The sequence below is a fragment of the Niabella yanshanensis genome (genome assembly GCF_034424215.1).
GTDB lineage: Bacteria > Bacteroidota > Bacteroidia > Chitinophagales > Chitinophagaceae > Niabella > Niabella yanshanensis.
Map to the genome: position 1 here is coordinate 3391638 of NZ_CP139960.1, position 23176 is coordinate 3414813.

The 23176-nt window shown below is 41.4% G+C and carries 25 protein-coding genes; 20 read left to right on the forward strand and 5 right to left on the reverse strand.

What is annotated here, in order from left to right; all coding sequences use genetic code 11:
• Window positions 1-4: 4 nt before the first annotated feature.
• The 15 genes from U0035_RS14205 (at window position 5) to U0035_RS14275 (ending at window position 12182) form a co-directional block, all read left to right on the forward strand.
• Window positions 5-859 carry a hypothetical protein gene (locus U0035_RS14205; RefSeq protein WP_114790426.1) on the forward strand — a complete coding sequence of 285 codons (855 nt, stop codon included), beginning with the start codon at window positions 5-7 and terminating at the stop codon, window positions 857-859.
• A gap of 17 nt (window positions 860-876) precedes the next feature.
• A complete protein-coding gene (locus tag U0035_RS14210; RefSeq protein WP_114790427.1) occupies window positions 877-1056 on the forward strand; it encodes a hypothetical protein in 180 nt (59 codons plus the stop codon).
• A 174-nt stretch (window positions 1057-1230) separates the two neighbouring features.
• A complete protein-coding gene (locus tag U0035_RS14215; protein ID WP_114790428.1) occupies window positions 1231-1920 on the forward strand; it encodes a helix-turn-helix transcriptional regulator in 690 nt (229 codons plus the stop codon).
• Between the two features lie 80 nt (window positions 1921-2000).
• Window positions 2001-2954 carry an alpha/beta fold hydrolase gene (locus tag U0035_RS14220; RefSeq protein ID WP_114790429.1) on the forward strand — a complete coding sequence of 318 codons (954 nt, stop codon included), beginning with the start codon at window positions 2001-2003 and terminating at the stop codon, window positions 2952-2954.
• Between the two features lie 143 nt (window positions 2955-3097).
• A complete protein-coding gene (locus U0035_RS14225; protein WP_114790430.1) occupies window positions 3098-3592 on the forward strand; it encodes a DUF2947 family protein in 495 nt (164 codons plus the stop codon).
• Window positions 3589-4182 (forward strand): DUF3885 domain-containing protein, encoded by a 594-nt coding sequence (locus U0035_RS14230; RefSeq protein WP_114790431.1) that lies wholly within the window; start codon window positions 3589-3591, stop codon window positions 4180-4182. Before U0035_RS14225 ends, U0035_RS14230 begins: the two co-directional genes overlap by 4 nt.
• A gap of 100 nt (window positions 4183-4282) precedes the next feature.
• The gene (locus tag U0035_RS14235; RefSeq protein ID WP_114790432.1) at window positions 4283-4780 is read left to right on the forward strand and encodes a GNAT family N-acetyltransferase; all 498 of its coding nucleotides are present in this window, start codon (window positions 4283-4285) and stop codon (window positions 4778-4780) included.
• A gap of 219 nt (window positions 4781-4999) precedes the next feature.
• On the forward strand, window positions 5000-5956 hold the full coding sequence (locus U0035_RS14240) for a hypothetical protein (RefSeq protein WP_114790433.1): 957 nt from the start codon (window positions 5000-5002) through the stop codon (window positions 5954-5956).
• Window positions 5957-6552: 596 nt separating this feature from the next.
• Window positions 6553-7014: a hypothetical protein gene (locus tag U0035_RS14245; RefSeq protein WP_114790435.1), complete on the forward strand. Its 462-nt coding sequence runs from the start codon at window positions 6553-6555 to the stop codon at window positions 7012-7014.
• Window positions 7015-7122: 108 nt separating this feature from the next.
• Window positions 7123-7248 (forward strand): hypothetical protein, encoded by a 126-nt coding sequence (locus tag U0035_RS14250; protein WP_262510823.1) that lies wholly within the window; start codon window positions 7123-7125, stop codon window positions 7246-7248.
• A gap of 152 nt (window positions 7249-7400) precedes the next feature.
• Window positions 7401-8195, forward strand: a complete 795-nt coding sequence (locus tag U0035_RS14255) for a hypothetical protein (RefSeq protein ID WP_114790436.1) — start codon at window positions 7401-7403, stop codon at window positions 8193-8195.
• A 109-nt stretch (window positions 8196-8304) separates the two neighbouring features.
• A complete protein-coding gene (locus tag U0035_RS14260) occupies window positions 8305-8526 on the forward strand; it encodes a hypothetical protein (protein ID WP_114790437.1) in 222 nt (73 codons plus the stop codon).
• Window positions 8527-8789: 263 nt separating this feature from the next.
• A complete protein-coding gene (locus U0035_RS14265) occupies window positions 8790-11525 on the forward strand; it encodes a TrlF family AAA-like ATPase (protein WP_114790438.1) in 2736 nt (911 codons plus the stop codon).
• Window positions 11526-11675: 150 nt separating this feature from the next.
• The gene (locus tag U0035_RS14270) at window positions 11676-11819 is read left to right on the forward strand and encodes a hypothetical protein (RefSeq protein WP_162817821.1); all 144 of its coding nucleotides are present in this window, start codon (window positions 11676-11678) and stop codon (window positions 11817-11819) included.
• Between the two features lie 129 nt (window positions 11820-11948).
• Window positions 11949-12182 (forward strand): DUF8108 domain-containing protein, encoded by a 234-nt coding sequence (locus U0035_RS14275; RefSeq protein ID WP_114790439.1) that lies wholly within the window; start codon window positions 11949-11951, stop codon window positions 12180-12182.
• A 19-nt stretch (window positions 12183-12201) separates the two neighbouring features.
• Here the strand turns inward: U0035_RS14275 and U0035_RS14280 are convergent, their stop codons facing one another.
• The 3 genes from U0035_RS14280 to U0035_RS14290 all read right to left on the reverse strand — a co-directional run bounded on the left by U0035_RS14280 (window position 12202) and on the right by U0035_RS14290 (window position 14374).
• Entirely contained in the window at window positions 12202-12438 is a 237-nt protein-coding gene (locus tag U0035_RS14280) for an XRE family transcriptional regulator (protein WP_114790440.1), read from the reverse strand.
• A 23-nt stretch (window positions 12439-12461) separates the two neighbouring features.
• Entirely contained in the window at window positions 12462-12710 is a 249-nt protein-coding gene (locus U0035_RS14285; protein ID WP_114790441.1) for a hypothetical protein, read from the reverse strand.
• 1382 nt (window positions 12711-14092) lie between these two features.
• A complete protein-coding gene (locus U0035_RS14290) occupies window positions 14093-14374 on the reverse strand; it encodes a helix-turn-helix domain-containing protein (protein ID WP_114790442.1) in 282 nt (93 codons plus the stop codon).
• A gap of 150 nt (window positions 14375-14524) precedes the next feature.
• Here U0035_RS14290 and U0035_RS14295 point away from each other — a divergent pair, with 150 nt between their 5' ends.
• The 3 genes from U0035_RS14295 to U0035_RS14305 all read left to right on the forward strand — a co-directional run bounded on the left by U0035_RS14295 (window position 14525) and on the right by U0035_RS14305 (window position 15696).
• Window positions 14525-15013 carry a hypothetical protein gene (locus U0035_RS14295; protein ID WP_114790443.1) on the forward strand — a complete coding sequence of 163 codons (489 nt, stop codon included), beginning with the start codon at window positions 14525-14527 and terminating at the stop codon, window positions 15011-15013.
• A gap of 123 nt (window positions 15014-15136) precedes the next feature.
• Window positions 15137-15304 (forward strand): hypothetical protein, encoded by a 168-nt coding sequence (locus U0035_RS14300; RefSeq protein ID WP_162817822.1) that lies wholly within the window; start codon window positions 15137-15139, stop codon window positions 15302-15304.
• A gap of 89 nt (window positions 15305-15393) precedes the next feature.
• The gene (locus U0035_RS14305; RefSeq protein ID WP_327138692.1) at window positions 15394-15696 is read left to right on the forward strand and encodes a hypothetical protein; all 303 of its coding nucleotides are present in this window, start codon (window positions 15394-15396) and stop codon (window positions 15694-15696) included.
• Window positions 15697-15751: 55 nt separating this feature from the next.
• Here the strand turns inward: U0035_RS14305 and U0035_RS14310 are convergent, their stop codons facing one another.
• Complete coding sequence (locus tag U0035_RS14310) at window positions 15752-15907, reverse strand: hypothetical protein (RefSeq protein ID WP_162817823.1); 156 nt, start codon at window positions 15905-15907, stop codon at window positions 15752-15754.
• Between the two features lie 208 nt (window positions 15908-16115).
• Here U0035_RS14310 and U0035_RS14315 point away from each other — a divergent pair, with 208 nt between their 5' ends.
• Both U0035_RS14315 and U0035_RS14320 read left to right on the forward strand, forming a co-directional pair.
• Window positions 16116-17126 (forward strand): glycoside hydrolase family 43 protein, encoded by a 1011-nt coding sequence (locus U0035_RS14315; protein WP_114790445.1) that lies wholly within the window; start codon window positions 16116-16118, stop codon window positions 17124-17126.
• A gap of 298 nt (window positions 17127-17424) precedes the next feature.
• A complete protein-coding gene (locus U0035_RS14320; RefSeq protein ID WP_114790446.1) occupies window positions 17425-20139 on the forward strand; it encodes a DUF5695 domain-containing protein in 2715 nt (904 codons plus the stop codon).
• A gap of 555 nt (window positions 20140-20694) precedes the next feature.
• On the opposite strand, the gene U0035_RS14325 is transcribed toward U0035_RS14320, so the two are convergent.
• Window positions 20695-23058 (reverse strand): glycoside hydrolase family 127 protein, encoded by a 2364-nt coding sequence (locus U0035_RS14325; RefSeq protein WP_114790447.1) that lies wholly within the window; start codon window positions 23056-23058, stop codon window positions 20695-20697.
• Between the last annotated feature and the right edge of the window lie 118 nt (window positions 23059-23176).

Here is a 23176-nt window from a genome sequence, read left to right on the forward strand (position 1 = left end):
AGCCATGAAAAATTTAAACCATTTTTTACAACCTGTAAAAAAGTTTGCGAAAGGATTGTTCGTGCTTTTTACACTAAATCTGTTTCTTGTTTTTTGCATGTTTATTTTTGATTCCTGCCAAAAAGCTAACTATGAAAGTAGCCGAAGTGGGCAGGCAAAGGATAAATTTATATATGCATTGAAGTCGAATAAAGATGTCATTGGTGCTGTAACCTTTAAAAATGCACATACGACAGCAGCTCGTGGTGCTGCGCCTGCGAACGAACAGCCTACAGAATACGAATCTGTTTATTTAGATTTTCCTACCAATGTTTCACCAGAAACAAACGTAATGTATCAGAATACAAATTCTATTCAATCGCTGTCAGATTTGATAAATTTATCTGAAGCTGACTTAGCGTACGAACCTAGCGAAACAAATACCTCGTATCAAATAGACATCCCGGTAGAATCGGTTATGAATAGTCTTAACCCGTTAATAATGGAGGCGAAACAGTATCTGTATGCCAAAGGCTTCACTGATTCAGAAATTCAGAATATGATTATTACAGAAGGCGGCACGGAGCAGGACCTGATCCCCTTTGTAATGACTTTATCGCAAATTGAAAACGGTCAGCAAGTTGCTTACATTTATCCAAATATATTTGTTAGCTCTGCAAATGCTATGAATACCTATGTAAAATGCGCAATGGTTGCTATAGGAGCAGATGCCTTGTGGGCTTTAGGAGGATCTGCTGCTGCATCCTGGTCGAAAGCAGCGATGGCCAGAGCTTTTGGTGCTGTTGCAAAAAGGTTTCTAGGTCCCATTGGTGTGGCTATTGCAGTTGTAAGTTTTGGAGTTTGTCTTGCAGAATCTTAACTTTAAAAAAAAGAATCATGAGTTTACTATACTTATTATTAGCTCCGTTAGTATTCTTTGTTTTACATAAAAGAATTTCATGGGTTGTGCTCGACGTTAAAACACGAAACCAATCCAGGCTGAAGGCAGACATCCTGTTTCTGGCACTTTGCCTGGTGGTAATCGCTCTCCTGGTTTATGTAATTGAGCTTGGCTAAGTATCACACAGTAAAATTTGGAATATTACCTTTTCAATACGGTTGGTTTTTTGCCAACCGTTTATATTTATACACGCGGGAACCATTTTATGACCCCAATCCTTTCGACTATACTTGAGCAATAAGCCATTTTTAATCCTACCCATGCGACAACCGAAGCCGTAAATTTGGCGAATGAACGACAATGATACCAAACGACTTTCACGACTAACGGCCATCCTCACACAGTTGCAAACAAAACGACTGTTAACAGCCACAAAACTGGCAGATAAATTTTCGGTTAGTATCAGAACCATTTACAGAGACATCAGGGCGCTGGAGCAGGCAGGTGTTCCCATCATTACCGATGAGGGAAAAGGCTATTCGCTAATGGAAGGTTACCGGGTTCCGCCCGTAATGTTTACAGAAGCGCAAGCCAATGCATTAATTACTGCAGAACAATTAGTGCTTAAAAATAAGGATGCTTCATTCGTTAAAGATTATACGGGAGCCATTGAAAAAATAAAATCGGTTTTGAAATACAATATACAAGACAAAGCCAACTTACTTGCTGAAAGAACACGGTTTGACCAAAATAACTACCTCGAAAGAAACAGCAGTAATTTATCTGACTTACAATTTTCCCTTACAAACTTTCGTATCGCAAAAATTGAATACACTAACGAGCAAAACAAAACCACCATCCGGCACATTGAACCATTTGCGTTATTAAGCACCGAAAATTGGTTGCTGGTTGCCTATTGTAGGTTAAGAAAAGAATTCCGTTTTTTCCGTTTGGACCGGATCAATAAATTAGAAATATTGACCGACAAATTTGAACCTCACCAAATGACCTTGCAAGAGTATTTTGAGAGGTATCATTAATTTAGTGTTGACCCCTGACATAAGGCTGTCATTGGGCAGGTATAAGTTTGCCTCATTAATAAATCTTTTAAAGAATAAAAATGACAAACGAAACCAACTCAATGTTTAACTCAGCCAATTTTCCCCAACCTATTCTTATTTCAGTAAACGGTGTAACACTTGAAGTGTTTGAAGCAGGTAAGCAGAATGCTGGTAAACCTGTGGTACTCTGTCATGGATTTCCGGAGCATGCTTTTTCCTGGCGCCACCAGGTGCCGGCATTGGTTGCGGCCGGTTATCATGTCATCATTCCCAACCAGAGAGGGTATGGCAATTCATCGCGCCCGGCCGAAGTAACGGAGTATGACATTGAACACCTGACAGGCGACCTCGTTGCGCTGCTCGATCACTACGGATATAAAGATGCCACTTTTGTAGGTCACGACTGGGGTGCAAATGTGGTTTGGAACCTGGCGCTATTGCATCCTGAGAGGGTAAATAAAATAATCAACCTGGCTTTGCCTTACCAGGAGCGTGGAGAACAACCATGGATTGAATTGATGGAAGCGATCTTTGGAGGTGACTTTTATTTTGTTCACTTCAACCGGCAACCGGGAATAGCAGATGCAATCATGAATGAAAATGCATCCCGGTTCCTCCGCAACATATTCCGTAAAAACCTGCCTCCTGCGCCACCAGAGCCCGGAATGTTAATGATCAATCTGGCAAGAGCAGAAAAGCCATTGGGGGAGCCCCTAATGGAAGACAACGAGCTGTCTGTGTTTATTACTGCCTTCGAATCATCAGGGTTTACAGGAAGTATCAACTGGTACAGAAACCTGGATCAAAACTGGCACTTAATGGCGAGCATAACCCCCATCATCCACAAGCCCACCCTTATGATATATGGAGAACAAGACACGATTCCAAAATCTGACAACCTGAAAAATATTGTTCCTAATCTGGATATTGCCAGTTTGGATTGTGGTCACTGGATTCAGCAGGAAAAGCCGGAGGAAACTACCCGGTTAATTTTAAAATGGTTAGAACAATAAAATGCTTGATAAGGAAGCAGAAAGATATTGTTAGTAAGGCCGAGTAGTTGCTGGTAAGAAGCGAATGCAATGGCAAAATGAGAAGAGCATTGTTTCGTATATATTTGAGTTAGCGACAAGGGTAACAGACAATACAAAGGCAAATGAGCATTGACTTTGACAACATATTTCAACATGTAATTCCGATGGAGAACTTTCGGTTGAAATGGCGTTTTACAAACGAGCGCTACGATAAGCTGCCAGATGAGCATCTCGATCAATTAAAACCGCTGGATGATGAAGCCGCGAAATTTTTGTGGGATTATATTGCAAAGTCAAATTTACACAACGACACACCATTCAAAAAAGACTTCTTTCAGACAATTGACAAGGCCAAAATTTTAAACGGAAATGAGAAAGAAATAAAAAAATGGCTTTACCATCGCGGACTTACATTAGATAAGCTCGTTTTCCTTTCGTGGGATGATACAGATGCAATGATTGTTCCCTGGAAACTTTTGATAAAATACTTCGACAGCTTTTATTACGGCTCTTCCGACGACTTAACCGTGATTGACCAAAGCTTAAATTGGGTATTACTATTTCATCACGAAGACGAAATTTATTTTGGAACTAATCATAAGACAGAACCAATATGACTAAAGAAGCATTTCAACAATTATGGGCTTTACACTATCGGGATACGGTACCAATTTCGCATTTGTTTAAACATAGCTATGCGGACAGATGGTTTAGAATTCATAGCCTGCCAGAGTCAAAACGCTATGCGGAGAATGAAGAAGAATGGGAGATACTTCTTTCGAGACAGAATGAAATTATAACAGACCTATTCGGGCCCGATACGCCCATTTTAATTGTAACCGGAGAATATTGTTGGGATGAAAGCAAATCCATTCACATAACGGAAGAGGAAGAAATATTTAAACCTTTCTCATTTATACTACTTGACAATATCGAGTTAAATAAAGTTGGCAAGGAACAATACAACGAACACAACTTTTACAGGCCTGCTTTTGCTTCAGCAATTTGGAAACGCAATTATCATGACGGACTTTTAAGAGAAATTGCAAATGACAATACACGAGCATTTTTCGTTTCGTTTGACAAAAACGTAATTGTTGCGCCTTATGATGGTGGCATTGACTTTATACTTAAAGACATTTTGACAAAAGAAAAATATAAAAACAAATTTGTGAAGTGGTTGTCAGAACATGAAAGCGGACTTTAAAAGTGAAATGAGCCAGCTACAGCCCAATATTAAATACTTCAAAGATTGCTATATCTTGCTGCTGCAACACCGGCAATGGTGAAAGTGAACGCATTTCCATATGTACCAACAATTAGAAACCGACCGGCTTTTCATAAGGCCCATAACAACGGCAGACAGCCCATTTATCCTTAAGTTGGTAAACACGCCCGGCTGGTTACAATTTATTGGCGACCGGCATATCCATAATAGCCATGATGCTGAAAAATATATTCAGAAGATCCTCGACAACCCAAATTTCTTTTACAGCGTTTTTGAAACCAAAGCAACCCAACAGCCCATTGGCATCGTTACTTTTTTATACCGGGATAACCAGGAGTTTCCCGACATTGGCTTTGCCCTCTTACCTCAATTTGAAAAACAAGGCTATGCGTTAGAGGCCAGCCAAAAATACCTGGATGAATTGGTACAACAGAAAGTAAGTCCTACCATTATTGGTATTACCCTCCCGGAAAATAAAAGCTCTATTCAACTACTGGAGCGGTTGGGGTTGAAATTTCAGCGCTATGTTGATAAAGACAATGAGCGGCTGGCTGTGTATGCTATCAACATTCAGTAATTCGGACGGGAGTAAATCAACATTTTTATGGCTATGTTAATCCGCTCATGATTTATTCTGGTGGTGAGCTTTAAAGTCGGCTATAGTTAGTATTAATTATTTTATTGATGGCTCTGTGTTTGCTGGTGAGAAACAATAGTTTCTCATTTTTTTTACATTAAGAATAGGTATTACGGTTTTCCGTAAAAAATTCATATTACTGCTTAATAGGTTTGTTAAATGGAAAATGGTAGCAAAACGAGTAGCCCGAGAAATTTTTCTAAGCTTGCTCATCTTTTTGTCCTTTTATTGATTGTCATGGCTTCGTGTGAAAACAAGAAGTCTTACAGTTATGTAGAAATTGTCGATGAAGAGAGCCTATTTGGAGGATATAACAGGAAAGAGAAGGATGCCGAAATTATCAAAGCATCAAGCGATACTTCTGCTTATTTAGAGGCTTATCAGAAGTTTTGTATTTCTCTAAAGGTTAATAAAGACATGCAAACATCTTTAGGGAAAACCTATTCAATACCTAAAAGCTTTAAACTGTACGATGGAAATAACAATGAGATATCAGGTATCATTTTCCTGAACAAAGAGGTGAGAGAGAATGAAATACAGGAAAGGATTTTTGCGCTTAAAAATTCTGTGCAAGAGTCAGTAGACAGAAATAAAAAAGAGCAACAGGAATCATTTGTAAAGACTGCTACTGTAGACTCCGCAAAGGTTACACAATTGGAAAAATCGTTTCGAATAAAAAAAGATGAGTTTTCCAATAATAATAAAAAATGGTACAGACATAAATCTGCGCCTATTTATTCCAACGCTAATGGATTGTACTGTTATTTCATGACGGAAAATGGGGTGCCGGATAATTTTAGATTAAGACTTCAATATTATAGTGACGACTGGTTATTTTTTAGCAGAGTACAATTTTCAATTGATGGTAAAGCCTATGAATACATTCCTACGAATGTAGAAACGGACTCAGGCGACGGAGGCTACATTTGGGAGTGGTTCGACGAAGCCGTTTCAGCATCTGACAAGGAGTTAATAAATGCCCTTGCAAATGCAAAATCCGCCAAAATGAAGTTAATCGGAAGGCAGTATTACGACACTAAAACAATCAGCGAGGGACAAATAAATGGTGTTAAGCAAACATTGGAATTATATAAGGCAATGGGAGGGCAATTTTAAACTTGCTAGGGATTAAAACAAATACGGGAAAAATACCCTCTTTTACGTTTGCCGATGTTTATTTATTTTTATAGCGGGACCAAAACGGACTAAACATGAACGATTCTTAGCGAGCAACAAAAGCGCATTTCTAAATTGTTTATAAGTGTTTTGAATACTTATAGGCGATTAACATTAAGAAGTAAATTAAGATTTTGAAAGTCAATAAATGACAAAACTATTTCGCATATATTAGAGTTAGTGGTAATTTTAGAACAATAAGTATGACAACGAACATTTGGATAGAAAAAGGTTGGAGTGACTCCGTTGAGAACGCCACATTTGACGACATTATAACCGCCATAGAAGAAACAATCCGAATGGACGAAGAACATGGGGCTTTTTGGGTTGGACATATGGAAAATGACTATGTTCTTGAAGTTCACAAAATCTTAACTTGTTTTTTGTTTATGGAGCAAATCAAGACGAACAAATACAAACTAAACTTGACAATTGGGAAGACGTAAAACACTTCTTTAAACTGTATTTTGACTGTGAGTTTGGAAAACTAAAAATCGAAATTGAATTGCGTCCATTTACTTATAAAAAATTGACAAATGGATAGCGAGTATTTACCAAAGACAGAATTTGAACTCGAAAACTGGATGACAGAAAATTGTTTCAATTTCAATAGCTACTCAATAAACGGAAACAGTATCTATGAAGGTTTTGGAATTGACAAATCAGGCGGACTTTATATTTGGTATTATACCGAACGTGGACAAAAAGACAATTTGAAATATTTCAAGACGGAAAATGAAATTGTCGAATATGCTTTTAATCAAATTAAATCTGACGAATGGGCAAAGACACATTGCATTGGTTTTTCGACAGACATAAATAAAATCAATGACTTGAAAAACAAATTACAGAGGATGGAAACAGAGTTTTTCGAAGACAAAGTACCATATTACGGAATAAACAGACCTGTTTACAGAGTATTTGTATTAGGTTGCGACATTAAAAAGACTGAATATTTAAAAGAAAAATATTGGACAGAAAATATAAACTGCCACTAACAAGGTATTGCCAAAAGCGGGGCTGAACGGCTTCGATTGAGCATTTGTGCAAGGTTCAACGATAGTAATTCTATTGAAATTTTGTGCTAAAAATCCCCGCCTACTATTATGGGTATTACGCTTCCTGAAAATAAAAACTCCATTCAACTACTGGAGCGGTTGGGGTTGAAGTTTCAGCGCTACGTTGATAAAGACAATGAACAGCTTGCTGTGTACGCTATCAATATTCAGTAATTGTTGAGGGAAGCAGATCTGTATTTGTGCGCCTTTACGGTTTCCCGTAGGAGCAACTCCATAAATACGGGAAAAACACCCTCTTTTGTTTTTTCGGCGCCTACTATCTTTATTCTGATAAGTCCCTTATTACCACCAAAAACAAACTGAGTATGAAATTTATTTTGCTGATGATAGCTGCAATTTGCAGTGTTAAATCATTAAAAAGCCAGGAGACGAATGCGATAATTGTAAATGGAAATTACTATTTTAATTATGCTTCTGTGGAAGCTGTCAATGCGATTGATGGGTCATCATATAAAAATAAGAACTTTAGGATAGATGCTATTAGAAGTGAAATTGAAGGTTCAAAATACAAATTAACAGTTAGTAGAATTGAAGGCGATTTAGTTTATTTCACCTTCTCGAAATTTAGCACTGCCGCTATAAATAAATTGATAAATAATTCGGAGTCGGATAAAAAAGTGGAGTATAGTATACCCAAGGATGTTTTCTTACGTAATATTAAACCTTTGTACAACCGTATAGATTGGAGAGTAGGAGCATTTACTGTTCCTTTTAAACTTCGATTTGATGATTTTAATTTCGACGCTAACGTAAACATAGGTACCAATGTTGGAGCAAGAATAAGATTCAATAGGGAAATTGAAGATGGTTTCGCATTAGAGCCGATTTTTGGTGTGGGTTTAGCCAGTATTAAACTGGATGATGCAAACAGTATTGTGGCGGCAGCAACTAATGTAAGTGCATTTAGTGTAAACACTGGAGTATTAATACATATTTCTAATGGCATAAATATCGGGATAACATACGGGCTTGATCAATTAATTACTTACGATCAAAAAAAATATGGCTGGAAACACAATGGTAATGCGTGGCTAGGTGTAGGAATAAACGTAAATTTTTCCAGCAGCGCTAAAAACACAGGAAACGCTTCTTCTAACTAAAAGCACAGAACGTAATGGAAGGTGTTGAACCTTATTATTTGAGCACTACGGTTTCCCGTAAAAAAGGCATGTAGCCCCACCATAAATTTGAAGCCGTATAAACTATAATATGGCACAGCGCAAACAATACAACCTCAATACGAAATACGGCCGGCGCAAAGCCCGCGAGCAGGCTCAGTATAATTACGATAACGGCACCCGGGAGTACCGCGATGATATTGACCGTATGAAAACCATTGCCTGGCTGGTGATCATAGTGATTGCGATTATAGTAGGAGCGATCATTTACTCTGTTTCGGGTACAGCTGGATTAGTGAAATGGCTGAAATAGGAAATACGGGAAAAATACCCCCTTTATCATTTGATGATGTTTGTTTATTTTTATGGCTGTGCCAAAACGGACTGAACATGAATGATTCTTAGCGAGCAACAAACGCACATTTTTTCTAAATTGTTTGTAAGTGCTTAAAATACTAACAAACGGGTAATAGTAAAAAAAGATTTTGACAATCAATAGACAACAAAACAATTTGGCACATATTCGAGTTGCCTACAAGCCTATTGACACCTTCAATTTTAAAAGCATCATTCATAATGCAAGACCTTATACATGGAGCAAAATGGTGGAAGTTCGATTTTCACAATCACACTCCAAAGTCAAACGACTTTGGAAAAGGTGACGCTGGTCACATGGCAATCACACCAGAGAACTGGTTGCTTATGTATATGAACGCAGGCATTGACTGTGTTGCAATTACAGACCATAATTCAGGAGAATGGATTGACACTTTGAAATCAGCCTTGGCAGAAATGGAAAATGCAGACCCTAAACCAACAGGTTACAGAAAATTATTTCTATTCCCTGGAGTTGAAATTTCTGCATCGGGAAACATTCACATTTTAACATTGTTTGATCCAAGTGCAGGAACGGCAAATGTGCAAGCCCTTTTAGGTGCCGTAAGATTTCCAGCAGCACACATCGGAACAACAGATGCAGTTTCTCCAGACAGCGTTGAGGATGTAATCAATGCAATTCATGCCGCAGGTGCAATCGCAATACCTGCCCATGTGGATAAAGCAAGTGGAGTATTCACACTGACAGGTCATACATTCACACAGGCAATAAAGACTGAAGGACTACTTGCTATCGAAGTTATTGATAAAACGATAGACAAACCCGAACTCTACATACAAGCCAAGTTACACTTAGCGGAAATAATTGGAACAGACAGCCACATTGCAGCACAAGTTGGAACAAATTACACTTGGGTCAAAATGGGAGAACCTTCTTTAGATGCTCTCAAACTTGCATTGCATGACAAAGAGGACGGAATAATTCGTAAGGATGAAATTGCCATTGACCCGAACACAATTTCAAATCGTTACTTCATAAAATCAATTACCGTTTCAAGTGGGTTCAAAGCAGGAAATGGCACACCACTTAAAACAGAGTTGAGCCCTTGGCTGACTTCCATAATTGGTGGAAGGGGATCAGGTAAATCAACCGTTATTAATTATTTGCGAATTGCATTAGCAAGGATTGAAGAAATGCCTGTTGAAGTTCAAGCGGAGTTTGATAAGTTCAATCAAATCGGCAGAAAGAATGGAACTGGAATGCTAAGAAATGAAACATCAATTGAAGTAGAAGTTTTTAAAGATGGGAAACTCCACCTGATAAAATGGAACAGTTCAATTCACACACTACAAGAGTGGAATACTACATCAGGAAATTGGGATGCAGCAACAACAGTTTCAAACATTCAAGAGCTTTTTCCGATTCAGATTTTCAGTCAGAAAGAACTTTATGCTTTAACGGGCAATCCATCTAAACTAATTGAGTTGATTGATTCGCAGTTTGACAAACCCACTTGGACTGAGGTAAAAGATAATTTAGTAAACAGGTGGATAGCAGAAAGAGCAACAAGACGACAACTTCGCTTTGCCATTTCAGAAGAATCAAATATAAGAGCACAACTTGGTTCCGTAAATAATAAAATTTCATTGTATGAAAGTTCTGCTTACAGAGACACTTTAAATAACTTCAATAAACTAACTGCAACCAATAAATTTTTTACAGACACCAGTGAGACTGTTTCGCAGTTCATTTCTCAATTAGAAGAACTGGAACGAGCAGTTCCAAACATTGAAGCCCCTGAAGGCATAAATGATGTTGTGGTTGATAATTCATTGCAATTTATTGAAGCGATGAATATTGCTTTGGCAGCAGTAAAAGCAAAACTTGCAGAAGCAATTTTACTTATTACACCGTACAAAGAAAATCTATCTGAACAGTTCAACACCCTTCCTTGGTTTGGACAATTTGAAGCAGCCAAACAAGCGTATGCTAGCATAGCAGGCAGCATTCAGGAGTTAGGAACGGAATCGTATGAAACGTTAATTCAAAGAAGAGCAACACTGAATGATAAACTTTCTTTAATTGAAAATCAGAAATTGGAGCTTGCTACTTTGAATGCAAGCCTTGAATTTCTTTACACTTCAATCATTGAAAAGGAAAAAGAATTAAGAATAAAACGAAAAGAAGTAATTGACCGATGGAAAGCAATTGACGATACAAACAATCCTTTTCTTATTATTGAACTGCAGCCAATGGCTGATACAGAAAATGCAGACGAAACATTCAGAGAACTGCTAAGAAAATCCGGCGGAGAATTTTCAAATGACATTTACGGGTATAGTGAAGATGACGGAAACAGTTGGGGAGTAATTTCAAGAATTATTAGCGAAGAAGAAACAACAAGATGGGAAAAAAGGAAAAGGGAATTGGAAGAATTTCTTTCGGCGACTGAATCGGATAAGAAAACTCTTGATTTGCGTTTAGCAAGGCATCTTGATTATCTCAAACAAAATACTCCTGAGGATATCGACCGACTGCTTGTGTGGGTTCCAGAGGACAAACTTGTTCTAAAATTCAGGAAACAAGGTAGGGAAGAAGATATTCAAGCAGGTTCAGCGGGGGAGAGAACAGCAGGAATGTTAGGGCTACTATTGGCCCTAAATGACATTCCGTTAATTATTGACCAGCCAGAAGATGATTTAGACACAAAGCTCATTTCAAATTTTGTTGTTGAAGGGTTCAAAAAATTGAAACAAAAAAGACAGTTAGTTATTGTAACGCACAATCCTAACCTTGCTGTCAATGCAAATTCCGACAATGTTGTTCATATGGATTTTGTTTCGGGTCAGGTAGTCAAAGCAGGTAACAATGCTTTACAAGACAAGCAAATTAGAAATGCAGTGTGTGAAGTTATGGAAGGTGGTAGAGATGCGTTAGATAAAAGATATTATAGAATTTCAAAAGCGCTAAAGTAGTAAATGCTGGACGACACGGCAGCAAGCTATGCAGGCAACATGGTGTTTGCTGCTATACTGGCTAACTAGTAGATCCTCGTATTTTTGTTCGCTATCAGCGGTTCGTTATACTGTACTGTTAACGGAGAACGGCTAAACGAATCTCTCTGGATGAGAGAACTAAATCCCCGCCTGATCGATAACCCTCAACCTGAAGTAGTGGCTAAAAGACTTCATGCGTATTTGTTGACGGACAGCGTACCCAGAACAAAGAATGCCGTTAATCATATTATTCATAATTTGTTTGAAGTGTGATAGTGGTTTTTCTGTAAGTAATTCCACTTTGAAATTTCCAAAATTGCAGAAGATTCCATGGCCTCGTTACGGCTTTCCGTAAAAACTTTTCCTGTAAGTATAAGATGTTTGCGATCTAAAATTTTTTTTATGCAAAGCTTATCCGGACAAGTATCAAGAGAAGAGGTAATTAAAGACGTCAAATTATACCTGGCAAACGACTGGAATTTAAAGGAAGAAACACCAGAGTATTTTTTATTAGCAAGAAACGAAGCATCAACTGCAGTACATATTTTGCTGGCTTTATTTTTTTGGTGGTTGGCCTTTGTGCCTAACATCGTTTACCACTTTGCAAAAAAGAAGACAAAGAAAATCTTGAAGTAAACTCAACCAAGTTAGCTGGTTATTTCCTCTTCCTTTTTAACCTCTGAACTTCCAGTTCTACCTTCTTCATAAACTCAGAGAGTGAAATATTATAATAGTCGCACAAGAGGCTAAGGCTGCCGATAGAAATATTGGTCTTGATTTTTATCTCGGTCATTACCTCTTCCTGACTTGGAGCGGGGCTACGCGCTTCTCTCAGTTGCTTGGCAACAACAGCTATTCCGGTTAATAAATCGCTATTTCTATATTGTGACATTCGTAGGCTAGCTAATGCTTCTATTATTCAGTAGTCAATATCTTAAACCCCAAAATACTTTTCGAAGACAACTTATAGGTTTTAGCAATTTCAATTAAAGTACTGAATTGAATATCCACTTCGCCCTTTTCAATTTTACCCAGCTTGCTGTTATCCAATTCCGAGTTGTAGGAAAAGGCCAAAAGGTTTTTTTCCTTCAATACTTCTTCACGGTGCTTTTTTAAGTAAGCACCAAACTCTTTTCTGATCTTTAGTATTTCATCATCCGCCATTATAAATTAAAGGTGGCAACAAGTCAAAAAAATATTTGGTCGAATTAGACCAATGTTGTAATTAGTAGTTATAAAAATAATAGCTAAGCTATTCACTGAGTCTTACTAGCGAAACGTAGGAAATTTCAAATTATTACAGGACGGTAAGTGATAGGCTCGTACATTTATGGTGCGGGCCCTCTTATCTGTACTATGGTCTCCTACGACCTCGCTAGTTGGTAAGTTGGGTTCGCACTTTTTTATGCATCCATCTCACCAGCGAGACTCATCCACCACAAACCAGGATGAGTATGAAAACACCCAATAATACCGTTGCTAATACAAGCACTCACAGCCGGGCGCCTCCTGTAAAGTATTGATAGCATTAGTTCTTTGACAGGATTGTTTTTTGGGGCGATAGCGGCATGGCATTGCGAATGAATGCCCTTCGTCAAGCTCTCCAAAGGAGTCCCTCGGACAGGGTGACATTTGGGGAATGTACGGCAGCGTTGTCAGGCTGAGCTTGACGAAGCCTTGCGCGTTGACGGACAGACATGATAAAGGAATAAGGAAGTTAAGCATCTCGACCTTTAATGGGAGATCTCTCCGCGCGCTCCTCCGTCGCTTGGTCTCCAAAGGAGTCCTTTGGACGAAATAACGATTGGGAGAGGGATGCAGGACCGGCCTTGATGCACGAGCGTTAAGAAAATGGATGGAGCGAAACGGCAAAAATGCCCACTGTTCGAGCCCGCGGTATCACTGTAAATATTACGGTCTACGTAGCGAGTTTGGGCATTTTAGTGAAGTGTAGTCCATCTTTAGCAAGGGCATCACAGCCTTGACTTTTTGCTCCACTTTTGTGTTAAGACAAAAGTGGAAAAAGCAGTTTGCGAAGCAGATGACGAAATGAAAAGTTAGGCTGAACGAGCATACGACTTCTAACAGGAGATTTCTCCACGCGCTCCACTACGTTGCGCTTGGTCGAAACGACGATAGGGAAGGGGCTACGGTCTCCGAAAAGGCCTCAAGGCGGACTAGTACGAAACTTCGGGATTGGTTCTTTTGCCTGCCCGGACGATACGGACGGGTGGCAATGGCAAAAGAACGGAAAAAGAAACGGGGAGAGGGTTTGTCTTCGTAACAGGGGATTTCTCCACGCGCTCCACTACGTTGCGCTTGGTCGAAACGACGATAGAAACAGGCAATGGCCTCCGTAAAAAATTTCCTTGAAGTGTATTTGAACCTTTGGACGAGACGCTCCGTGCTGTCAGGCTGAGCTCGACGAAGTTTGGATGCCCTTCGTCAAGCTCTCCAAAGGAGTCCCTTGGACAGGGCGACATTTCGTTTAATGAAGCTTAGTTTCCTCCAAAAATAAATGGAATAAAATAGCGAAGCAGCAAACACTATTTACGTTTCTTCTTTTTCTTTTCTGTTTCGTAAGGCGTTTCCTCATCCGCAGCAAGGGATAACTGCTCGGCAGGGTTCAGGTCGGCACAAACATACTCCAGCAAATTGCCGGGATCAACACCAATAGCCAATGCTATCAAATACAATTCCTCCGCCCGTAAATGACTGCGATCATTCAGCGTTAGTTCGTTCATGCGGGCCTTGGATAACCCGGCTTTGCGTGCTGCTTCCGACTTGTTTACAGAACGCTGCGACAAAAACAATCCTAATTTAGTCATTGACCTTAAGCGTTTTAGATGTCAAAATTCACACTATAAAGTTAATTTAAAAAAATACCCACTTCATAGGTTGAAAATAAAAAATAATTCTATACCTTAGTGTAGAATTTCTATACGAATATTCGTTTAACCTATGCTAAAAACACAGTTATGTTAACACCATTACATCAACAGGCCGTGGCACCGCCACCCCTATGCCCTGTTTTCGATGAGGCCAAATGGCTTCGCGTGCTATTTACCATTAGTGATACCGAGCAATGGCTGCAGGAGCAGCAGGTACAGCATCTCTACCACCTGCCGCTTAAACATCATAAAAAGCTGCTGCGCAAAAGCTGGTACCTGGGCGCTTCCACCCTGGCCCATATTGTAGAAAGGCATTACTACAAAATCTCCCGGCACCCGGCCACGGGTAAGTTTACCATCGATATCCCGTATATCATTGCCCATATCCGCGATGCATTTCAACAACAGCCGGAGCCAATACCACAAAGCAGCAACCTGCAAAGGGTTTGGGATACCGGCGAGCCTATCGGTTATGATGATAAAGGCAATACCGTGTCTGTACTCACCGTAGTGTCTGATGCCGCAGGTAGCATTATTACGGCGTTTCCGGGCTATATCCATCAATCTTTAACCTAAATCTATGAAGTGCGTATAAAAATCAGCTAGCTACAATATAAACCAGGCAATGATGATTTTTATGCGACTTCCCTGTCTGCTGACAGGCAGACATCTGACCATTTTAAAATAAAAAAATAACAGATGAAAAAGCACCATTTATACCCCGGTTATCTGCTAAACCGCATTGCGGCCAACCATAGCGGCAACCCGGCCAAGGCCGATCCCATACAAGTGCTGAAAGTATTTTTTGATTATGCCGGACGCGCCGAACAAATAAAGGCTTTCGATGATTTTGCCGCGCTGCATTAAAAGACAGCTATAGCTGGCAACACGGTAGCCCGGCCAATGCCCTGCACTATGGCGAGCAGCTGGAGCTGTTGGTAGAAGCCTGTTACCTGTTGCATCAACAGGCGGGGCAGTATGCATCAAAGCCTCACAACCTGGTTGCAGTGCCGGTAACCGAATTCCCCATGTTGCTTACTTCAAAGGAGTTTGGCAACCCTATGGCTTTCCTGGCTGATTTTTTTGAAAAGCGGTCTTTACGCCGCTGGAAGCAATGGCTGCACCTGTTTACTACAGCCGCCTTATCAAACGGGTCGGTGGCCGAGGAAATGGATGCCACACATATTTTTATATTCATCCAGTACCTGAAGAAGCTGGTGTATGCCGCATCGCGGCTGCTGGCGCTGCAGGAAGGGTAGTAACAACATTATTGCCGGATCGATTACCGAAAGGCGGCCTGTGTTGGGTGTTGTATCAACCCCTTGTAAACAGGTCGCTCATGGTAACCTCGGCCTGCACACGCCCGGTAAAATGTTCGTTTTTCTTTACGCCAAACGTAGTGATCAGCGTAGGGAAAATGGTTTTGCGGGTTTGGGTTTGTCCGGTAAATACGGCCACTTTTTGCTGCACTTGTGGATGGTTTTTACATTATTTATATTTGTCCATAAAGGCATAAAAAACTTAGTTGCGGACAGATATAAAAACTTATAATTGTCCATAACTCCCTTTTTGCAATGGCATTTCCTGGTGTTTTTGATCGTATGGCTATTGCTGTAACCATTTGAATTGTAGTATATTTATTGCTTTCATCACCCTCTAGTTTATGAAAATAATAGATATGCGATTGATAAAACCAGCCCTGCTATTGGCGTTTACCGTTTGCTACAGTATGGTGCTGGCTCAAAAAAGGCCGGCTGTGCTTCGTCATGATATTCCGCTGGATTCTATTCGCTTAAGCGATCCCTTCATACTGGCCGATAAAAAAACCGCCACTTATTATATGACCGGTACCGGCGGCGGTTTATGGAAAAGTAAAGATCTGAAAACCTGGACCGGCCCGTACCGGGTAGTGCAGGTGGATACCAATTCATGGATGGGTCCGAGACCGATGATATGGGCTGCTGAATTGCATGAGTATAAAGGGAGGTATTATAATTTCGCTACGTTTACCAACCAAAAGGTAATGATTGATACCGTAAAGGGAAACCCGATTGAACGCAGGGCCAGCCATGTGCTGGTGAGCGACCAGCCCGATGGTCCGTATGTGCCCATGAAGGATAGCACTTATTTACCTGCTAATATGCCGACCCTGGACGGGACGTTTTGGGTAGATAAAGATCAGAAGCCTTATATGGTATATTGTTACGAGTGGCTGCAGAACTGGGATGGCACTATTGAAAAAATAGAGCTGAAGCCCGACCTGAGCGGTAGCGTGGGCAAGGGGCATTTGTTGTTTAAAGCCAGTGCATCGCCGTGGAGTAAGGAGCGTGATGAAAAAGGCAATATTATTTTTAATAAAGTAACGGATGGTCCTTTTTTATTTAATACACAAACTGGCCGCCTCGGCATGCTATGGACCAGCTGGATCTTTAATGTATACACACAAGGTGTAGCTTACTCTGAAAGCGGTACCCTCGATGGCCCCTGGGTGCACGAAAAAGAACCCATAACGCCACCCAATTTCGGCCATGGCATGTTGTTTAAAACTTTCGAAGGCAAACTGCTGATGTCCGTACATAGCCATAGGGAAGACAAGCCCGGCCAAACCATTCGCATTCCCCATTTATTTGAAGTAGACGACTCCGGCGACCGGTTGGTAGTAGGTAAAGAATATCGCCCCGGCCGGTGATTTCAATAGCAGGTTTAAATGTGGTTAAAAGAGGTTAATTACCATACAGAGAAATTTAATGCAGTAAGGTACTTTAGTAGCGAATAAAGAAATGGGTGAATGATGAATGACGGTTATTGAAGTGATATGAAGCGTTGTCAGGCTGTCCGAGGGACTCCTTTGGAGAGCATGTCGAAGCCATCGGGTCTTAAGCGATGTCTGTCAGTACCCTTCGTCTTCCGATAGCTATCGGAACAGGGTGACATTATGGTTAATTGGCCCATTCAACTACTAAAGCCCTTTCTCCTAAATACCATATATGCGAATAACTCTTCTTGTTATATCTCTCTTATTTGTTGGTGTATTATCATTTGCCCAATCCCACTGGGAGCGATTAGCCAAAGCCCCATCCACACTACAGATAGAGCAAGGCATCGACACCTATCGTACCCCGGAGTTTATTATAAAGCTGGTGCGCGCTTCGCAAACTGTAGCAGCCCTGCATCCCAATAGCCACCCGGCTTTCGACTTTACTCCCGGCGATAGCCTGAAAGTGCGCAGCAGCAATGGCCTGTACCACCTGGGTGATCTGAACCTCAGACTAAAACAACCCGGCGATACTGCCTGGAAAAGCTTTTCAACAGCGACTGCACGTAAACCGGTAGCTGCTATTAAGGCTACTAATAGTGTTCTTGCCGGAGCTGATCTTACTCCAACTTTTGCTGCAGATATGCCTTTACAGGTGCAACGTTTTTGGGAGCTAAAGAATAATAAACTGGTGTTGCGTTTTGTATTGCATAATGCCACAAAGCAGCCTGTCGAAATAGGCGCATTAGGTATGCCCATGATCTTTAATAACCTTATTGAAAGAAGAACATTGGAGCAGGCACATGTACAGAATGTTTTTTACGATCCGTATATAGGGGGTAAGGCCGGTTATTTACAGGTAACCCGCTTGAACGGACATGCTCCATCGCTGTTGGTGTTGCCAGAAGCCAATACTTCTTTTGAGGCCTATAATCCTTTGCTGGACGATCCTACGCCGCGCGGCATTGTGTTTGAAGGTTTTTACGAATGGATGGCTTTGAGTAAGGCTTATGCCGAAAAGGAATGGAAACAGGCGGATCCCTGGAATAAACCTACGTCAATCATTTTACAACCAGGCGAAACAACAACTTATGGTGTGCAACTCATATTGTCCGGCACGCCCCGTGATATTGAAACAACGTTGAGGAAAAACAATCGCCCGGTAGCCATTGGTATCCCCGGTTATGTAGTACCCACCAATGTAAAAGCTAAACTCTTCCTGGAATATAAAAGCCCGGTACAGCAAATTGAAGTGGCACCTAAAGAAGCCTTAGCGCTTACTAAGATAACTGCTACTGATAAAAGCATACAGGCTTATGCTGTAGCTGCAAAGCTATTTGGCCGGGCCAGGGTAACCATTACTTATAAAGATGGTATGCAACAAGTAGTTCATTACAAAGTGATCAATCCCGAACGTAAAACCATTGAGGCATTCGGAAATTTTTCGACCACTCAACAATGGTATGATAATAAAAACGATCCCTTTCACCGGTCGCCGGGTATTATTACTTACGATTATGAAAAACAACAGCAGGTAGACCAGGACAACCGTGCCTGGATAGCAGGCCTGAGCGATGAAGGTGGTGCCGGTGGCTGGTTGGGCGCCATGATGAAACAACTGGTATTGCCCAATAAAACAGAGATCGAAAAACTGGAACGCTTTGTAGATGAAACCTTATTAGGCCGGATACAGGTAAAAGAAGGGCCACAACAATACGGGGTAAGAAAAAGCCTTTTTTATTACGAGCCGGATTCGATGCCGAAAGGCACTTACAGCAGTGCGATCAATTTTAAAACCTGGTCGGCATGGCCTTTAAAAGAAGCTAATAATTTAGGGCGTGCGTACAATTACCCGCATGTGGCAGCAGCTTATTGGGTGTTGTACCGGATGGCCAGGAATCATAAAGGCTTAACCACGCACCATAACTGGGACTGGTACCTGGAGCATGCTTATCATACCATTACCGGCATGATGGAACATGCGCCTTACTATACCCAGTTTGGTTTAATGGAAGGCTCTGTTTTTTATTTTATACTCAAAGACCTGAGAGCTGAAGGCAAAAAGGAATTTGCTGACAAGCTGGAAGCCATTATGAAGAAAAGGGCGATTCATTGGAATAAACTGGAGTTTCCATTTGGCAGCGAAATGCCCTGGGATTCTACCGGCCAGGAAGAAGTATATATCTGGTGCCTGTTCTTTGGATATGAAGATAAAGCCACCGTTACGCTGAATGCCATATTAGGTTATATGCCTACATTGCCGTCCTGGGCTTATAATGGCAATGCGCGCCGCTACTGGGACTTTTTATATGGCGGCAAAACACAACGCATCGAACGAATGATCCATCATTACGGATCTGAGCTGAATGCCATACCGGTGCTTACCGAATACAGGAGAAAGCCTGAAGACCTGTATTTGCTGCGCGTAGGTTATGGCGGTGTATTGGGTGGTATTGCTAATATTACGGAAGATGGTTTTGCGCCCTGCGCCTTTCATGCATTTCCCGCGACTTTAAAAAATGATGGTATCAACGGCGATTATGGATCGGGCTTTTATGGCTATGCTATTAACACAGCAACGTATATTATGCAGGATAAAAAATTAGGCTGGCTGGCTTTTGGAGGTAACTTAAGCGAAAAGGCCGCTTGGGTAAATGTGGACATCACCACTGCAGCACAAAGAAATATTTTTATCGCTCCGGCTGGTTTATGGATCACGTTGGATGCAGGCCAGGTAAATGCTGTAGCCTATAATAAGCTCACCAAAGAGATCAGGTTGACATTGGCCCCGGCTGATGCGCATACGCCAACTGCCTATTTTAGGTTAGAAGGAACAACAGCAGCAGCTTTAACCTATAAACCTGAAGGGAGTCTTTCATTAGAGCAGGGGCGCTTTTCGCTGCCATTGGCTGATGCAATAACAACCGTAGTATTGAAGCCACAATAAACATGGCGTTAGTAAGTGCCACCGATGCTATTTGTTATGCAACTAAACATTTAACCGCCAAGACACGAAGGCGCAAGGAAAAAACTAGAACCAGTTGGTGTTCCGAAATGCAACTATTCATTTGAATATTTGACCATCACAAATATTGAAATTCTTTTGTGATAAGTGCTGCGTCTAAAAAATATTCGTGCATTCTGTACAACAGATTTACTCAAGCGGCAACTTCCCTGCATCTTCGACCTCGCAGTTAAGAGATTCACCGGGGAGAAAATGAGAAACAGAGTTAACGCGGAGGAGTTTGAATTATGTACTGCAGGTTTTACTTTATCAGAACTGGACACATCCTCTGCGCATCCTTTGTGTACTCCTTTCTTCGCGGTTAAGAGATTCCCCAATGTGCGGATATATTTTATTCATTTGTATTCTGTACAACAGATTTACCCAAGCGGCAACTTCCTGGCGTCTTCGCGCCATCGCGGTTAAGTGTAATTAATTACCAACAAATCAATCCTAAAAGGAACGTAGGAATTCGTGGCATTTTTATATCTGCTACTTTTATTTGCGGATGGTCCTTACGCCAAATACACGCCCGGCAGTTCTGCCATTGGTAGATTGTACCTTCACCCTGATGGAGCTTTTATCTTTGATCAACTCAGCGGGGATTGTATACTCTTCATCAAAGAACTTACCCGGCTTTCCGCCTTTTAGTTCTACCGATGCTACTTTCACCTCATCTACCAGTATGTCGAAGCTACGACCTTTGTCGTCGCCGATATAGCTGAACAACAAGGCCGTTGGTTTGCCAGCTTCTACTTTCATGTTAAAAGAAAAGAAGCCGTCTCTTCTTACTTCACGTCCGCTGCGACCATAAGCCGCATCAACATAAGATTGTTCGCTGGCTTTCAGATCATGATCACGCTCCGGCTGCATTTCGCCGATACGGAAATTATCGATGGTTTGTGTTTCTATCAGCTGCTGGCGCTTTTTCTCTGCTTCGTATTCCGCTTGTTTAGCCAGCCAGTCCGCATTGGTAAAATAGTCCCAGTAAACGCTGTAATGATTATCTATGTTTTTATAGAAAGGTGTCAGCTTCACATCAAAAGGTTTACCCGTATTTTTAGTTTGAAAGGTTAAGGGTGCTGAAGCGTCTTTAACGATCCAGTCGGTCACATTGCGGTTATCCGTCAACAGTACCGGTATGCCATACACCGGGTCGGGTGTTTTTTCACCCAGGTCCCCCGCCAACACCAGCGGCCCGTACATCAGGGCTACACGATTGGCATTGTCGGGCATGGCTTCGGCATATAAATTCATTTCGAAAGACACCTGCACTTTGTCGTTATTGCGCCATTTATTGGGAACAACAATATAACCCTCATCGTTAACGGTTGTGTTAACCGTTTTGCCATTGATGGTTACAACGGGTATACCCTTGTTCCACCAGGGCTGACGAATTTTAAAAGAGAAACTTGAGGGCTTTTGAGTGGTAACCGTAAAGCTGGTAGTATTGGCTTCGGGATAAGTAGTGTTTTGTGTAATACTTACTCCTTTGCTTCTCCAGTTGAGCTGTGAAGAAATAAAGAGATTGACGTAGAGGCTGCCATCAGCCCCTTCAAAATAAATGCTTTCGGTGTATTTGGTATGATTTTCCATGCCACTGCCTACACAACAGGTAAAACTATGCAGCGAGTCACTGAAATGCTTTTTAGCGCCCATGCGCAGCGGCTCAAAATACAGCATCATGGCAGTGTTGGGGTTTTGTGAGGCCAGTATATCGTTGTACAGCGCTCTTTCAAAATAGTTCATCAAAGTAGCCGATGGTTTCCAGGCAAAAAGCTGACCGGTAAGCTTGAGCATATTATAAATACAGCAGCTTTCGGCGGTATTATCGCTGAGCGCATCGCTGAGCTTACCGGGTTGGCCCAGGTATTCGTAGTTGCCGTTACCGCCCGTTACATAGCTATGATGGTTCACCAGTATGTCCCAGGTTCTTTCAGCAATGGTGGCATCGCTTTTATTGGAAGTAAGGGTGTACTGCCTGGCGGAGCCAATAGCTTTGGGAATATTGGTATTAGAGTGTTTGCCTGCAAGCGGGTCGGGCTTTCCTTCTGCCAACGGCTTCATAACAAAGTCGTCATAAAACTTATAAGAAAGGTCCAGGTATTTTTTATTACCTGTAATGGCATAAATATTCGCCAGTATGTCATTCATACCACCAAACTCACAACGCAACATTTTGAGTCTTTGCTCCTCGTTTAAAGGATTAACAATAGTGCCCACCCAATCGGCCATTTTAACGGCTACGCCTAAAGCCTTGCTGCTATTGCAATACAGGTAAGCGTCCACCAGTCCGGCCATTACTTTATGCACGGTGTACCAGGGCGCCCATCCGCCATTCAGGTCAAAACCGCCGCTTTTGATCTCGCCGCGTTGTACCCCGTAAAAAATAGAATCTTCTTTAGGTATAGCGCCTACATAACCCGTCTTCCGCGCATCCTGGCATTTGATCAGCTCGTCTACGATATACTCAATCTTCTGCTTAAAGCGCGGATCTTTTTCAGATGCGTACATCATAGAGCAGGCCGACAAGTAATGTCCCAGGGTATGGCCGGATAAACCTTCGCTTTCCCATCCGCCATAGGCGCTGTCTTTAGGTGGCAGGCCGGAGTTCTTATAAAACCGGTTCAGCAACCGGTCTGCTTTCAGCGAAAGCATATAGTCGCCATTGATCTTCATAGCATGCCTGAAGGGGCTTTGGCCGGTCAGCCGCACATCTTTTAAACTAAAAGCATAGGCCCCGGCTTTTATAGCAGGCTGTACTTTAAACAGCTTGTTGTTTTTTTCGGGGATATAGGATTGTCCCGAAACATTGGCCGAGAAAAGCAGGGTAGTAAACGCGGTGATATATATGGATCGCATAGAAAGAACATTAATGAACAGATGAGCTGTAAAATAAAAACTGTTTTAAAAAGAGGATACGCGCATTTTAACAAAGAGTGGGCAGATGTTAACAGCTGCAAAACTCCTGCCTTAGTTT